This window comes from Sorangium sp. So ce693 (assembly GCF_051521375.1).
Classification (GTDB): Bacteria; Myxococcota_A; Polyangia; order Polyangiales; family Polyangiaceae; genus Sorangium; species Sorangium atrum.
On the sequence record NZ_CP150347.1, the window covers coordinates 9,939,874 to 9,954,271 of the forward strand.

11 protein-coding genes are annotated in these 14,398 nt (G+C 73.4%); 4 read left to right on the forward strand and 7 right to left on the reverse strand.

Annotation, left to right across the window (positions count from 1 at the left end; all coding sequences use genetic code 11):
- Nucleotides 1-11 precede the first annotated feature (11 nt).
- The 6 genes from WMF14_RS37145 to WMF14_RS37170 all read right to left on the reverse strand — a co-directional run bounded on the left by WMF14_RS37145 (nt 12) and on the right by WMF14_RS37170 (nt 10,036).
- On the reverse strand, nt 12-1,430 hold the full coding sequence (locus WMF14_RS37145; protein ID WP_437794045.1) for a pyridoxal phosphate-dependent decarboxylase family protein: 1,419 nt from the start codon (nt 1,428-1,430) through the stop codon (nt 12-14).
- A complete protein-coding gene (locus WMF14_RS37150; protein WP_437794047.1) occupies nt 1,427-2,326 on the reverse strand; it encodes an alpha/beta hydrolase in 900 nt (299 codons plus the stop codon). Before WMF14_RS37150 ends, WMF14_RS37145 begins: the two co-directional genes overlap by 4 nt.
- Nucleotides 2,327-2,451: 125 nt before the next feature.
- Nucleotides 2,452-3,417 (reverse strand): hypothetical protein, encoded by a 966-nt coding sequence (locus tag WMF14_RS37155; RefSeq protein ID WP_437794050.1) that lies wholly within the window; start codon nt 3,415-3,417, stop codon nt 2,452-2,454.
- Nucleotides 3,418-4,554: 1,137 nt separating this feature from the next.
- Nucleotides 4,555-6,321 (reverse strand): protein kinase domain-containing protein, encoded by a 1,767-nt coding sequence (locus WMF14_RS37160; RefSeq protein WP_437794052.1) that lies wholly within the window; start codon nt 6,319-6,321, stop codon nt 4,555-4,557.
- Nucleotides 6,322-6,674: 353 nt separating this feature from the next.
- On the reverse strand, nt 6,675-9,173 hold the full coding sequence (locus tag WMF14_RS37165) for a beta-glucosidase (RefSeq protein WP_437794055.1): 2,499 nt from the start codon (nt 9,171-9,173) through the stop codon (nt 6,675-6,677).
- Nucleotides 9,174-9,424: 251 nt separating this feature from the next.
- Complete coding sequence (locus WMF14_RS37170) at nt 9,425-10,036, reverse strand: hypothetical protein (protein WP_437794056.1); 612 nt, start codon at nt 10,034-10,036, stop codon at nt 9,425-9,427.
- Between the two features lie 336 nt (nt 10,037-10,372).
- Between WMF14_RS37170 and WMF14_RS37175 the strand changes: the two genes are divergently transcribed.
- The gene (locus WMF14_RS37175) at nt 10,373-10,939 is read left to right on the forward strand and encodes a DUF2127 domain-containing protein (protein ID WP_272104439.1); all 567 of its coding nucleotides are present in this window, start codon (nt 10,373-10,375) and stop codon (nt 10,937-10,939) included.
- A 91-nt stretch (nt 10,940-11,030) separates the two neighbouring features.
- Complete coding sequence (locus WMF14_RS37180) at nt 11,031-11,639, forward strand: hypothetical protein (protein WP_437794059.1); 609 nt, start codon at nt 11,031-11,033, stop codon at nt 11,637-11,639.
- Here WMF14_RS37180 and WMF14_RS37185 read toward each other — a convergent pair.
- Entirely contained in the window at nt 11,628-12,317 is a 690-nt protein-coding gene (locus tag WMF14_RS37185; RefSeq protein WP_437794062.1) for an RNA ligase family protein, read from the reverse strand. The genes WMF14_RS37180 and WMF14_RS37185 overlap by 12 nt on opposite strands.
- A gap of 118 nt (nt 12,318-12,435) precedes the next feature.
- Between WMF14_RS37185 and WMF14_RS37190 the strand changes: the two genes are divergently transcribed.
- Together WMF14_RS37190 and WMF14_RS37195 are read left to right on the forward strand one after the other, a co-directional pair.
- On the forward strand, nt 12,436-13,566 hold the full coding sequence (locus tag WMF14_RS37190; protein ID WP_437794065.1) for an AAA family ATPase: 1,131 nt from the start codon (nt 12,436-12,438) through the stop codon (nt 13,564-13,566).
- Between the two features lie 66 nt (nt 13,567-13,632).
- Complete coding sequence (locus tag WMF14_RS37195) at nt 13,633-14,394, forward strand: Uma2 family endonuclease (RefSeq protein WP_437794067.1); 762 nt, start codon at nt 13,633-13,635, stop codon at nt 14,392-14,394.
- The last annotated feature ends 4 nt before the right edge of the window (nt 14,395-14,398 follow it).

Below are 14,398 nucleotides of genomic sequence, written 5' to 3' on the forward strand. Positions count from 1 at the left end.
GCGCGTGCTCGTCAGGGCGGCGGCGCGTGGTCGATGACGAGCGCCTCGATGCGCGCCGCGAGCGCCTCGATGTCCCCGTCCGTCGTCTGCGGGTTCATGATGACGAGGCGCAGCCACGACTCGCCGCGCAGCGTGGTGCGCGTGATGTAGAAGCTCCCCTCCTCCACGATCTGGCGCCGGACGCGATCCTGCGCCGCCGAGTCGCGGCCGACCCGGAAGCAGAGGATGTTGGCCTGCGGGGCGCCGAAGCACTCGAACGCCGGCCGGCGCGCGAGGAGGCCGTGGAAGCGCCGGGCGGCGTCGAAGAGGCGCTCGACGTGCGCCGACATGCCCGCCTCGCCGACGAGGGCGAGGTTGAAGAACAGCTTGAGCGACAGCTGCGCCTTCGTGCACTCGAACGTGAGCTTGGACAGATCGACGCCCTGGCGCTCGTCCTCGCCGTGCAGGTACGGCGCGTACTGCTCGTAGGTGCCGGCGAGCGCGGCGGGATCCTTGACGAGGACCGCGCAGGCCAGCGTCGATGTGCCGAGCATCTTGTGCATGTCGCAGACCAGCGAGTCGGCGAGCTCGACACCGTCGAGGAGGTCCCGGTAGCGCTCGGTGAAGCGCGCCGCCGCGCCGTGGGCGCCGTCGACGTGGAGCCAGAGCCCCTCCCGCCGGCAGAACGCGCCGATCTCCCGCAGCGGGTCGAAGGCCCCGTTCGGCGTCGCGCCCGCGTTGGCCACCACGGCGAGCGCCCGCTTGCCCGCCCGCTTCACCTCCTCGTACGCCCGCGAGAGCGCCTCCGGGACGATCCGCAGCGCGTCGTCCACCGCGACCTTCACGACGGCATCGCCGCCGAGGCCCATGATGGCAGCGGCGCGCGCGACGGAGTAATGCGCCGCCTCGGAGGCGAGCAGGACGAGGCCGGGCGGGACGCCCGTCTTGAAGCTCCCCGGGGCGACGCGCTCCCTGCACGCGAGCAGCGCGCTCAGGTTGCCCAGGCTCCCGCCGTGGGTGATGACGCCGTCGCCCTCGGCGCCCCAGCCGATCTTGCCCCGCATCCAGCGGAGGAGCCCGCGCTCGATCGCGGTCCCGGCCGGCCCCATCTCGTAGACGGCCATGCCGTTGTTCAGGACGCCGTGCACGAGATCGGCGAGCGCCGACGACAGCATCGGCACGGCCACCTGGTGACCGAAGTAGCGGGGATGGTGCAGCCGGTTGCTGTTGTCGAGGACGGTGGCGACGAGGGCAGCGAGATCCGCGCCGCCGTGCGCGACCGTGCGATCGAAGTCGAGCGCGGCGAGGATCTCCTCGATCGATCGCTGCACCAGCACCGGCCCTTCCCGGCGCTGCGCCCTGCGCACGTGATCCGCGAGCAGCGCGCCCAGGCGGGCCGCCTCGCGCTCGAGGAAATCTGGGGAGAGCGCGGTCGTCAGCGCGTCCTTCATCGCGATCCAGCTCCGCGCCCTCGGCCGGGCGCCTTGTCGCCGCCTCGCCTGCCGCTCAGGAACGCGAACGCCTGGTCGACCTGCTCGTCGGTCATCGCGTGCCCCGCGCGCGGCTTGCCGAGCGACCTCGAGGGCCACTTCAGCCTGCGGAGCATCTTCGCGAGCGCCACCTGGTCCTGGTGCGCCGGGTCCTTCCCGCCCCAGCCGACGAAGACGGGCGCGCGCGGCTTCGTCTGCGCGCCCGCCCGCTCCAGGTAGCGCGCGCCCGATCCGCCCGCGAACGCCGCGTAGCCGTCGACCGGCAGCCGCCCGCGCATCGCCAGCGACGTCGCATAGTACGCCCCGTTCGAGAAGCCGAACACGAGCACCCGCTCGAAGCGCCCGCCCGCGCGCCGCTCGAGCTCCGCGCGCGCCGCGTCCCACTCGGCGATCAGGGCGTCCCCGTGGGCCGTCTGCGCGGCGGAGGCGGTGGGCCAGCACCACCAGTCTTCCATGGCCTTCGGACCGATCCCGCGCCGGCCGCGCGGCATCATCACGGCGACCCCGTGCCGGGCGCCGGCCCGCGCCGCGCCCCGCTGCTGCGCCCACTGCCACCCAGAATCGGGCTGAACGACGCCGTGCAGGAAGATCACGAGCACCCGGGGGCCAGGCGCCTCCCTGGCCGGCAGGAACGCGCAGACCTCACCGGGCAGCGACGCGAGCTCCGGCGCACACCAGCGGGCCGCCGCCGCGTCCTGCGGGGACGCGGGCGCGCTCGCCGTGGGCGCGGCCGCAGGAGCAGCGCTCGCCGCGGGCGCGGCCGCAGGGGGCGGGCTGGTCCCGTCGCCGTTGGCCGAGGCGGATGCGCCCGCGGCCAGGAGCGCGGCCAGGGACAGCACCGTCACGAGCGAGCGCATCGGCGCGCAGTACCATGTCCTCGCTTCCGCCGGGAAGTTCCCTCGCCGCCTCTATTTTGCGCCTTTTCCCCGTCCTGGCGTCGAGCGCTCGCCGCCGCGGTGGGCTCGGCGCGGGCCGCGCGGCCTCAGAGCCGCACCTCGATGCCCGCGCCGGACGCGCTCAGCCATGGCGTCACGGAGCCCGCCTTGGGCGTGCTCGGCGCGGGCTCCTTCAGCAGCAGGTAGAGCCCGACGCCCACGGTCGCGACACCGGCGACGCCGAGGACGTCGCCGGCGATCCCCTTGGCCCGCGCGGCGCCTGCGTCCGCGCCCGAGCTCGAGCGGGCATCGCTCGCCTGCCTCACGCCCGAGAGCCCGAGGATGGCTCCGCCGGCGAAGAGCGCGCCGCCCGCGCCCAGAACGACGAACGGGAGCGTCCGGCTCGGCGATGCATCGGCAGCGCCGGCCACAGGAGGCAGAGCGCCCCCGGCAGCCGAGGCGTGCCTCGCCTCGGTCGTGGCTCGCGCCAGGGCGATCGGGACCTCGACCGAGCTGCCCGCGCCGACGCTGAACCGGGCGACCCCAGCGCGGAACCCTGGAGCGCTCGCGGAGATCTCGTGAGCGCCCGGGTCCAGCTCGATGACCTGACCAGGCGCCCCGCGAAGCGGCCGCCCGTCCACGGCCAGCGCAAGCCCGTCGATCTCGGCAGGCTTGAGGGCGATCGTCGCTCGGCCGATGCGCCCTTCGAGCGCCGCGACCGCCTCGCGCGCCGGACCGACGTAGGGCGTGGTCGTCGGCGTCGGCGGCTCGGCCAGGAAGGTGCGAAAGCTGGCGAGCGCCTCGACAAGGTGCCCGGTCTCCCTCTGCGCGACGCCGAGGCTGTAGCGCGTGAGGGGAGCCGCCTTGATCTGGAGCGATCGGGCGTACAGCGCGCGCGCCTCCTCCCAGCGCCCCTGCTTCGCCAGCTTGGCCCCCTGGACGAACAGCGCGCGCGCGGACTCCACGTCGCCCGCGTCGTGCGCCGACGCGGGGAGCGGGGCGGCGGCCATGAGCAAGGCCGCGGCGAGCGCGACGCCGAGCCGTGCGGATCGCGCTGCGGGGCGCGCGCTCATGAGCACTCTCCTTGCCGGCACTTCGTGCGGGCCGGGCATCTGTTGTCACAGGCGCCGCAATGAGCGTCGTTGTTCCACAGGTTGGTCTCGCAATGGTGCGCTGGGTCCCCGTCGCAATCGGCGTAATGGCCATTGCAGGTCGCCTCGCTGCCTGGGCCGCTGCTCGCTCCAGCGCCTCCGGCGCCGCTCCCGCTGCTCGCGCCTCCCTCGCCGCTCGGGCCAGCACCGCCGCCGCTCGGGCCAGCACCGCCTCCGCTGCCCTCGCCTCCCTCGCCGCTCGCGCCAGCGCCCCCTCCGCTGCCCTCGGCGCTCCCGCTACCTTCGCCTCCCTCGCCGCTCCCGCTGCTCGTGGCAACGCCGCTTCCGCTCTCGCCTCCACCGCTGCTCAGGCCAACGCCGCTCCCGCTGCTCGGCCCAGCGCCACTCCCGCTGCTCGGCCCAGCGCCACTCGGGCCAGCGCCGCTCCCGCTGCTCGGCCCAGCGCCACTCGGGCCAGCGCCGCTCCCGCTGCTCGGGTCAGCGCCGCTCCCGCTGCTCGGACCAGCCCCACTTCCGCTGCTCGGGCCAGCCTCACTTCCGCTGCTCGGGCCAGCGCCACTTCCGCTGCTCGGGCCAGCCTCACTTCCGCTGCTCGGGCCAGCGCCACTTCCGCTGCTCGGGCCAGCACCACTCGCGCCAGCGCCGCTCCCGCTGCTCGGGTCAGCGCCGCTCGCGCCAGCGCCGCTCCCGCTGCTCGGGTCAGCGCCGCTCCCGCTGCTCGGGTCAGCGCCGCTTCCGCTGCTCGGGTCAGCGCCGCTCCCGCTGCTCGGGTCAGCGCCGCTTCCGCTGCCCGGGTCAGCGCCGCTCCCGCTGCTCGGGTCAGCGCCGCTCCCGCTGCCTCCATTGCTCGCGGCGGTGCGGCTCGTGCCCTCGCCGCTGCTGCCGTTGACGTCGCCCCCGCCACGCCCGTCGCCGGTCTGGTCCTCGAGCCCTCCGGCGCCCTCCGTTTCGTCGGCCTTGTCGGACAGCTCGTCGCTGATGAGAACGGAGCAGCCTCCCGGCCCGAGCGCCCCCGCGGCGAGCGTGACCAGGAGGAGCAGCAGATCGCCAGAACCACGAAGGCAACGGAGCTTCACCCCGAGAGTGCGCATGACCACCTCAGAAGTCGGGCGCCGCCGGCAGCGGCATGGACGTGGAGACAGGCCGCGGACGCGGGGACGCAGCTCGCGGAGCGCGCGGCTCGGCCACCCGAGCGCGCGGCTCGGTCACCTGAGCGCGCGGCTCGGCCACCTGGGCGCGCGGAGCGATCCGCTGGCCAGGCGGCTCGGCCACCTGGGCGTGCGGCTCCACCGGGGCCGGCAACAGCTCGTCCCATGGGTCGCTCGGCCCCTCCCACGGATCGCTCTGCTCGTCCCGCTCGGGAGGCGCGCTGTCCGCCGGCGCGCCCCTCACGGCCGTCTCGGAAGCAGCAGCCGCGCGCCGCGCGCCGGCATCGGGGGGCGCGACGCCGATGGCGGAGGCGGCCGACGCCGTCCCCCGCACCGCTTCCGACGCGCCCAGGCCGACGGCAGGAGCAGCCGCAACGACCGCCGTTCGAGCGGTGCCCGCGCTCGCCCTTCCACCCCGCGCGTCCAGCCCCAGGACGACGACCAGAGGCGCGGCGAAGGCGAGGACCCCGGCAACGAGCGCCTTCTGGAGCCACGGCGGGGGCGTGAGCCCGAGCGGAGCTCCGCGCCATGCCTTGGGCATCTCGATGGTGCCGCCCCGGCGCGCGACGGGCGTGGCCGCCGGCGTCGGCAGCGCGCCCGGCGCCTCCCGCGCGACGGCCGGGCGCCGCGCCGCCGCCTCCGCCCCGGAGGTCGCGCCCGCAGGCGCGGCGATCGTGGCCGCCGTCTCCGCCGCCAGCGGCGGCTCGGCCCCTCGCGCGAGCCACTGGTGAGCGAGCGACGTGCCCGCCACGTCCGCGGTGACCCCGCGCTCGACCGCCCAGGCGGCCAGGGCGCGGCCGAGCGCGCGCATGCTGGGCCATCGATCGGCCGGCGACTTGGCCAGCCCGCGCCGGAGGATCGCCCACAGCGCCTCGTCGCCGGCGCCGAGCTCCGTCGTCGGCACCGGCTCCTTGCTGAAGATCGACACGATCACGGCGCTGAGCGTCTCCCCGCTGAACGGCCGCCGCCCGGTGATGAGCTCGTACATCACCACGCTGAACGCCCAGACGTCGGTCTGCTCCCCGACGTCCAGCTGACCGTCGGCCTGCTCCGGCGACATGTACTCCGGGCTGCCGACGATCATCCCTCGCTGCGTGATCGCAGGGCTCGCCGCGTTGGCGAGCTTGGCGATGCCGAAGTCGACGACCTTCGGGACGTGGCCGCCCGCGCCGTCGGGCACGATGAGGATGTTGGCAGGCTTGATGTCGCGATGGACGATGCGCTGCGCGTGGGCCGTCGCGAGCGCACACGCGACCGGCAAGAGCATCTGGACCGCCTGCTCCGCCGGCACCCGGCCCCTCGCCTCCAGCCAGCTCGAGAGCGGCGTGCCCTCGAGCAGCTCCATCACCAGGAACGGCTCGCCCGCGTCGGTCTCGCCGAAATCGAACACGCGCACGATCGCCGGATGGCCGAGCTTCGCCGTCGCGCGCGCCTCCCGGAGCAACCGCTCGGCGGCGTGGGCGTCGAGCTGCTCCTCGTGAAGCACCTTGATCGCCACGTCGACGTCGAGCCAAAGGCTGCGCGCCCGCCACACCGTGCCCATGCCCCCGGCGCCCAGCCGACCCACGATCTGGTACTTGCCCGCGAGGACCTCGCCCACGGCGCGGTCCCGCTGCGATCCACGGACGCTCGACGAAACGCCGCCCGTGCTCTCATCGCCTCTCCCGGCGAGCGCGAGCCATCCGCTCTGGCCGGGGACATGGTGCTCGTCCATCATGGGTCGCCCTCCAGGAAAGCAAGCGGCGAACCAGGAGCCGTCTCCTCACCTCCGCCGGCGCCTGCGCGGCGAAACACAGAGCCCACGTCCTGTCGCGCGCGCAAACGCCGGCGAGCTCGACGCTCGCCCGCGCGCCCTCACGACAAGACCAGCACGGACTCCCCTTTTCGGCGGGGAATCGGCCGCGCGCATCGGTCACGCTGAGGCAATTTGCACCAAGGCATGACGAGGGGGAGCGAGGCGCCCGCCATGATCCTTGGCAAAGCCTCGCTCCGGGCTCATCGATTCGATCCGGGGATCGCCGGATCGATCCCAGCGAGCACGCGCAGCGCCGGGGCCGCGCAGCTGCGCTCTCAGTCGTGCAGGTGCACCGCGGTCTGTCTCGTCAGGACGGCGGCCGAGTGTCCCGCATGCAGCGTGTACGCGCCGGGCTCCACCTGCCATCGGCCCGCCGCCCAGTGCGCGAAGGCCCGCGGCTCGACGGTGACGGCGACGTCGACGGTCTGATCGGGCTCGGCCTCGACGGACGCGAAGCCGGCCAGCCAGAGCGCGGGGCGCTCGACCCCGGAGTCCGGCCGCGACAGGTAGAGCTGGACCACGTGGCGCCCGCGGCGCGCCCCGGCGTTGCGCACGCGCACCCGCGCCTCGACCGCCGCGCCGGCGGCGACGCTCGGCGCTTCCACGTCGAGGATCTCCCAGCGCGTGTAGCCCAGGCCGTGCCCGAACGGGTAGGCCGGGGCGACGCCGGCGCGCGCCCAGGCGCGGTACCCGATGTGCAGGCCCTCTGCATAGACCAGCTTGCCGTTCTCGGGCTTCGTCGAGAGCACGGGCACGTCCTCCACGCGCGCGGGCCAGGTCGTGGGCAGGCGACCGCCGGGCTCCACGGCGCCGAGCAGCACGTCGGCGACGGCGGCGCCGAACTCCTGGCCCGGGAACCACGTGAGGAGCACAGCGGCCACCTCGTCGCGCCAGGGCATGGTCACCGGCCCGCCGGAGTTCACCAGCACGATCGTCCGGGGGCTCACGGCCGCGACGGCGCTGATCAGCTCGTCCTGGCGGCCGGGGAGCCCGAGCGTGGTCCGGTCGAAGCCCTCGCTCTCGATCGCCTCGGTGGTGCCGACGACCACGATCGCGACGTCGGCGGAGCGCGCGAGCTCCACGGCGCGCGCCAGCTCGTCCTCGTCGGACAGCGCGGGGACCTCGGCGCCCAGGGAGAACGCCACCGCGAGCGTGCCCACGGGGACGGTGTGCGTCAGGGCGAGATCGACCTCCTGGCCGGCGGCCAGGGACAGCTCGGCCGCCCGCTGCGGCGGGGCGAGCAGGGCCGCGGCGATGTCTTCCTTGTCCGGCAAGATGGCCTCGTCGAAGAGGACCTGCCCGCCGGCGGTGAGGCGGTAGAGGCCCACGCCGGCCACGCCGATCCGGTGGAGCCCCGCCTCGGCTGCGCGGAACCGCGCCGTCACCTCGATCGTCGCGGCCTCGTTCGCGCGCTGATCTCCGATGAACGTGAGGCGCCCGACGTCGCGGTGCTCCTCGTGCAGGACGCCGCCCTTCGCGTCGAGGAGCCGCACGTGGACGCCGTGCTGGCCGCTCACGGGGTCGACGACCTGGTCCCCGGACACCGGCACGAGCCCTTCGTGGATGCGGGTGCCGACGGCGTGGAGCACGTCGGCGCGCCGGCCGAGCACGGCGCGCAGCCCGTCGAGCGGCGAGACCGCGTAGTGCGGGTGGACGCTGGCGCTGCCGCCGCCCTGGATCCGCCCCGCCGCGGCGCTCGGGCCGATCACGGCGATGCGCCGCAAGCTGGCCGCGTCGAGGGGGAGCGCGTCGCCCTGGTTGCGCACGAGCACCATGCCGGCCGCGGCGGCCTCGCGGGCGAGCGTCCCGGCCTCGGCGCCGGAGAGCGGGGCCGGGACAGGGGCGGCCGGCGCGACGCCCTCGAGGGCGCCGACCCGGGCGGCGAGGCGCAGCAGGCGGCGGACCTTGTCGTCGATGGCCTTCTCGGGCACCGCGCCGCGGCGGACGGCGGCGACGAGCGCCTGGCCCCACGGCCCTCCCGGGCCCGGCATGGCGAGGTCCAGCGCCGCGCGCGCCGCGGCCTCGGTGGAGCGGGTCGCGGTCCAGTCGGAGACCACGACGCCGTCGAAGCCCCACTCGTCCTCGAGCGGCGACGCGAGCAGCGCGCTCTCGGTCAGGGTCGCCCCGTTGACGGCGTTGTACGAGGCCATCACGAGCCACGCGCCCGCGCCGGTGATCATCCGCTCGAAGGGCGCGAGGTAGAGCTCGCGCAGCGTGCGCTCATCGACCCGGACGTCGACCGTGAACCGCTCGGTCTCCGAGTCGTTGGCGACGTAGTGCTTGGGCGTGGCGCCGACGCCGTGGGCCTGCAGCCCTCGGACGTAGGCGGCGCCGAGCCGGCCGGTCAGCAGGGGATCTTCCGAGAAGCACTCGAAGTGCCTGCCGCCGAGCGGGCTGCGGTGCAGGTTGACGGTCGGCCCCAGGACGACGTCGACGCCCTTGCGCCGCGCCTCCGACGCCAGCGCGGCGCCGACGCGCTCCAGCAAGGCCTCGTCCCATGTGGCCGCGAGGGAGGTGGAGGAAGGGAGGCACACCGAGGGATCGCGCTCGTCCCAGCGCTCGCCGCGCACGCCGACCGGGCCATCCGAGACGACCACGCGGCGCAGGCCGATCGCGGGCTCGGGGTGCGTGCTCCAGAAGTCGGCGCCCGTGAGCAGGCGGACCTTCTGCTCGAGCGACAGCGCGGCGAGGGCGTCCGCCACCCGCCGTTCGACGGCCTCGGGCAGGTGATCGGTCTTCTGGGGACGAGCAGCGTGCGAGTCGGCAACGGCCATGGACCCTCCTGGATGCACGGAGACGCCGCCGACGGAGGCGGCGCCGAGCACAGTGCTACCACGGTCGCGGAAACACAGGGTCCACAGGAGCGTGACGGCCGCCGGTGAGCTCGCGCTCCGCCGGAGGTGTGGCGACCAACGCCCTTGTGCTGCAAACATGGCTCCTTCCCGGGGTTTCCGATGGCGGCCGGCATCGCCGTCGACGCCGGCCGGTCCAGCTGCAACCGAGCCCGGGCTCCCCGCCGGGGGCGCTATCCCTTCGCGGGCGCGGGGACCGCCGCCTCGGGCGCCGTCGAGCGCTGGTAGCGGCGGATCGCCGATTCCCCGATCGCGCGGGAGACGGCCGCCGCGGCGAGCGCCCCCGTCGCCACGGCGAAGGCCGGGTTCAAGCTCACCGCGAGGACGGCCACCGGCGCGGCGGCGCTGGCGGCACAAGCCGCCACCACGGCCGCGAGCTCTTTCACGCGCTCGGATTCGTCGATGTCCTTCCCGAAGAGCAGGGCTATCTCGAGGACCAGGTAAAGGTGCATCCTGGTAAGGATGGATGTGCCTGCGACGAACCCCACGCCTTCGTACACGATGCCGAACCCAGGGATGATGGAGGGCACATGGACGACGCCGCCCGCGGCCAAAGAGATCGCCTTGGTCGATGCGATCAGCCGGCGCGCCTGCTGCTCCGGCGACTCGTCTGGATACATGCGCCGCACGCGGGCCACCACGGACTGGATACGGGATTTTCGAAGCCTCAGGATGAAGTAGAAAAAATCATCGGTGAACAGGCTTTGCTGACCCGCTTGCTGCTGCCCGACGGCCATATGTACCCCACTTGCAGGAATGCCTCGCGCGGATTCTGCCCTGATCAAGAGATCATCGGCGAAACACCATGATTATACACGCTGTCGGCCACGGCTGCCGCGGGAGCGGCCAGGCGCTGGCGAGGCAAGGCCACGCAGCCGGCCGGGACGTCGCAGGCCACGGCCCGAGCTCCGTACACGTCGCGCCAGCTGCCGTCCTCGACACGCGTGATGTCAATGAGGTCGAGCTCCGCGAGCCCACGGTCGCGCATGTCCCGAAGTTCGGGCCCATCCTTGCCTCGTGGCCGGGTTCGTTCCATGGCGTCCCGATGGTTGAGCCCGGCGGGCCTATTCGAGGTCGATACGGGCCGCCGCGCGCGGGAGACACGTGCCAGGATGGATCGCATGGCCGCCAGGGATCGATTCGCAGCCGGTCAGGCCCATGCTCTGCGGCGGGCGCTCGGCGTGCGCGTCATCATCGTCTACAAGCTCGCCAAATCGGTGCTGCAGATCGTGCTGGCGATCGCGATCTTCCTCCTGGCCTCGTCCGGGCTCGCCGCCAGGGCTCACGCGTTCGCGGTCACGCTGGGCAGGGAGAGCGCGAGCGCCTGGAGCGCCGCGCTGATGGACGTGCTCTCGAAGGCGACGACGCCGCACGGCGCCCACGTCGTGAGCGCCGCGCTGGCGGCGGACTCCCTGCTCAGCTTCATCGAGGGTTCGTCGCTCCGCCATGGCTACAGGTGGGCCCCCTGGCTGGTCGTCGGAGCGACAGCCTCGCTCGTCCCCTTCGAGATCATCGACCTCGTCGGCCATGGATGGCGACTGACGCGCATCGTCATCCTGGTGATCAACATCGTCATCGTGGCCTATCTGAGCCGGCGCGCTCGGCGCGAGCACCGGAGCTGCTCGGCAACCACAGGCGACGACACGACGCTCCCCCCTGGTGCCGGCGAGCGGACGACCGAAGGTTGACCATCCCGCCAGCTCCGTCGCGCGCGCGCCGACCGTTGCGCAGGGATGGCAACGGCGCGATGCTCACCGTCCCTCGAACGAGGCCGCTGCCATGAGCCTCTCCACCGTGCTCCGCGTCCTCGACCGCAACGACGGCGAGGTTCACAGCGTCTTCCGCGCCGGATCGCGCGTGTACGGCACCGCGTCCGCGACGTCCGACGAGGATTTCGTCGCCGTCCTCGCGCGGCGCGACGCGCGGCAGGACCTCGCCTTTGCGCCGGGCGTCAACGTCGTCGTCCACGGCCTCGACACCTTCCGCGGCGCCATCGCCGAGCACAGCGTCTTCGCGCTCGAGTGCCTGTTCTTGCCGCCCGAGCACCGGCTCAAGGAAGGGAGGCCGCCCTTCCCGTTCAAGCTCGACAGAAAGAAGCTCGCCGCGTCGGCCGCGAGCCGCTCCGCGTCCGACTTCAAGAAGGCCGGCGCCCGCTTCGACGACGAACCGGAGGCCTCGAAGAAGAAGCTCTTCCACGCCCTCCGGGTGCCGCTCTTCGCCGTGCAGATCGCCGAGACGGGCGTCCTCCACGATTACGGCGCCGCGAACCCGTACTGGCGCGAGATCGTCGCGGACGAGCGCCTCGACTGGGAGGAGTACCGCAAGGCCTACGGCCCGATCCGCGAAGGCCTCTGCGATCGGCTCGCGGCGCTGGCCTCACGGCGGTGACGCGTCTACCGGCGCCGGCGCCGGCCCCGGGGCGAGGCGCTGGGGCCGGATCTCCTGGTGCATCCAGTGCTCGTCCGTCTGCACGTGCCCGCGCCGCACCCACTTGGCGAGCCGCCGCTGGAACGCCGCGTCCGGGAACTCGCCGGCGGCCCGCACCACCACGCCCTCGCGCGGGCCGCCGAACGCGGAGGGCTCGCGCGCGAGCGCGGTCGTCAGCGCCTCGAGCTCGCGCTCGCCCTCGACGGTGCCCCGGAACAGGACAGGCACCGTGGGGAGCCCCAGATCGTTCGCCTGGGCCACGACCATGTCCCACTCCCAGAAGAGGCCCCGCACGTCGTCCCGCACGCCGAAGACGAGTGAATACCCCGGGAGCGCCTCGTACTCGATGGAGTGGACCGCATAGCAGTACTCGCAGAAGAGCGACATGCCCTCCGAGAGCAGGTGCGCGATGCTCGCGTGCGTGGCCTTCGCGAGGTCGAAGCTCGGGTGGGACGGAGGGCCCGAGTGCGAGCGGGAGAAGACGCTCGCCCGCGTGTACGTGAGGTTGCTCCCGTCGCACTTCTCGGTGATGACGATCTCGACGCCGAGCAGCCCCGACACGTCCGCCATCCTCTTGTCGTCGGACGTTCCGCCCGGGGACCACGGCAGGTGGAACGAGCGAGGGTATTTGGCGGACATGGCGGCGTCAGGGTAGCACCGGCGTCCTTTCGCGGACATGCTACGGCCCTCACGCGCGCTGCGCGGCGCGCGGCGTTGACTGCGGAGCCGACCGCGCGCTCGCCAGGGGTCCTCCGTCATGTCCTCCGCGTCCTCGCTCCTCGACCTGCTCACGCCCGATCCGGGGCGTGTCCCCTGGAATGAGCTCCAGGTCTTCGACTGGGTCCGCGCGCTCGAGGCTTGCCCGCAGGACCCGATCCACCACGCCGAGGGCAACGTCTGGATCCACACCCGCATGGTGCTGGAGACGCTCCTCGGGCTGCCCGAATGGCAGGCGCTGCCGGCCGAGGAGCAGCGCGCCGTGTACCTCGCGTGCCTCCTCCACGACGTGGCGAAGCCGGCGACCACCCGCGAGGAGGACGGGCGGATCACGGCCAAGGGCCACTCTCGCGCGGGGGAGCTCCTCGCGCGCCGCCTGCTCTGGGAGCTCGGCGCGCCGTTCGCGCTGCGCGAGCAGGTGTGCGCGCTCGTGCGCTATCACCAGATCCCGTTCTATCTCATCGAGCGCGACGACGCGCGGCGCGTCGCCGCCGAGATCAGCCTCCAGGCGCGCTGCGACCTGCTCGCGCTCGTGGCCGAGGCCGACATCCGGGGGCGCGTCTGCGCGGACATGGGGCGCGTCGTCGACAACATCGAGCTCTTCCGCGAGTTCTGCCGCGAGGAGGGGTGTTACACCGCGCCGCGGTCCTTCGCCTCGGCTCACACGCGCTTCGTGTACTTCCGCTCCGATCTCGCTGGCGGCCGCCACCCGGACGTCGAGGTCTACGACGACACGCGCTCCGAGGTCGTGGTGATGAGCGGACTCCCGGGCGCCGGGAAGGATACCTATGTTCGCCACCACCTCGCCGACTGGCCGGTCGTCTCCCTGGACGCGCTGCGGAGCGAGCTGGAGATCGATCCGGCGGACACGCAGGGACAGGTGGTCCAGGCCGCGCGCGAGCGGGCGAAGGAATACCTGCGGCGCGGCGAGCGGTTCGTGTGGAACGCGACGAACCTCTCGCGGCAGCGGCGCGGCCCGTTATTGCAGATGGCGGCCGACTACGGGGCGAGGATCCGCGTCGTCTACGTGGAGGTGCCAGCGTCCACGCTGTTCGCGCAGAACCGGGCGCGGGAGGCGGCGGTGCCGGAGGCGGTCATCCGCCGGATGATCGAGCGCTGGGAGATCCCGGCGAGGACCGAGGCCCACGAGGTGGTGCTGGCGGTGCGCTGACGCGCAGCCCCGGTCGGCCGGCTGCGCCAGCGCGCGGCATGGGGTACGCTGCGCCTGGAGCGACGTATGCCCTTCCAGAGCGAGAATTCTTTCATCCCGATTCCCCCGCCCGGCGAGGACGAGCTCCCGTACGACGATGGAGAGCCGATGGAATCCGAGCGCCACCTCGCGCAGATGGGCCTGCTCATCGAGGCACTGCAGCTGTTCTGGCGCGACCGGGATGACGTGTACGTCGCCGGCAACATGGCCATCTATTTCAGCGAGCTGCAGGCGAAGAAGAACGACTTTCGAGGCCCCGACGTGTTCGTGGTGCTCGACACCAACAGGCGCGAGCGCAAGTCCTGGGTCGTCTGGCAGGAGGACGGGAGGACGCCCGACGTGGTGATCGAGCTGCTCTCCGAGAGCACCCAGGCCGTCGATCGCGGCGACAAGATGCGGATCTACGCGAAGCTCCTGCACGTGCCGGAGTATTACCTGTTCGATCCGTTCTCGGGCGAGCTCGAGGCCTATGCGCTCGATCGAGCCACGCGGTCCTACCTACCGATGCCGCCCGAGGCGAACGGCGAGGTCGTGAGCGCGTGCCTCGGCCTGCGCCTCGGGGTGCGCCACGGCACGTACCGCGGCCTCGCGGTCGACTGGCTGCGCTGGATCGATACCCATGGGCGCGTGCTGCCGACCGGCGAGGAGCAGGCTCGCGCCGCCGAGGAGCAGGCCCGCGCCGCCGAAGAGCAGGCCCACGCCGCCGGCGATGAGGCGAAGCGGCTCGCCGCCCGGCTCGCGGCCTACGAGAAGCAGTTCGGCCCGTTGCCCGGCGGCGGCTCGGGCTAGCGGC

Bases quoted from the DNA above. Each gene is read 5' to 3' on its own strand.
- WMF14_RS37145 (WP_437794045.1), bottom strand. From the start codon at position 1,430: ATGAAGGACGCGCTGACGACCGCGCTCTCCCCAGATTTCCTCGAGCGC.
- WMF14_RS37150 (WP_437794047.1), bottom strand. From the start codon at position 2,326: ATGCGCTCGCTCGTGACGGTGCTGTCCCTGGCCGCGCTCCTGGCCGCG.
- WMF14_RS37155 (WP_437794050.1), bottom strand. From the start codon at position 3,417: ATGAGCGCGCGCCCCGCAGCGCGATCCGCACGGCTCGGCGTCGCGCTC.
- WMF14_RS37160 (WP_437794052.1), bottom strand. From the start codon at position 6,321: ATGATGGACGAGCACCATGTCCCCGGCCAGAGCGGATGGCTCGCGCTC.
- WMF14_RS37165 (WP_437794055.1), bottom strand. From the start codon at position 9,173: ATGGCCGTTGCCGACTCGCACGCTGCTCGTCCCCAGAAGACCGATCAC.
- WMF14_RS37175 (WP_272104439.1), top strand. From the start codon at position 10,373: ATGGCCGCCAGGGATCGATTCGCAGCCGGTCAGGCCCATGCTCTGCGG.
- WMF14_RS37180 (WP_437794059.1), top strand. From the start codon at position 11,031: ATGAGCCTCTCCACCGTGCTCCGCGTCCTCGACCGCAACGACGGCGAG.
- WMF14_RS37185 (WP_437794062.1), bottom strand. From the start codon at position 12,317: ATGTCCGCCAAATACCCTCGCTCGTTCCACCTGCCGTGGTCCCCGGGC.
- WMF14_RS37190 (WP_437794065.1), top strand. From the start codon at position 12,436: ATGTCCTCCGCGTCCTCGCTCCTCGACCTGCTCACGCCCGATCCGGGG.
- WMF14_RS37195 (WP_437794067.1), top strand. From the start codon at position 13,633: ATGCCCTTCCAGAGCGAGAATTCTTTCATCCCGATTCCCCCGCCCGGC.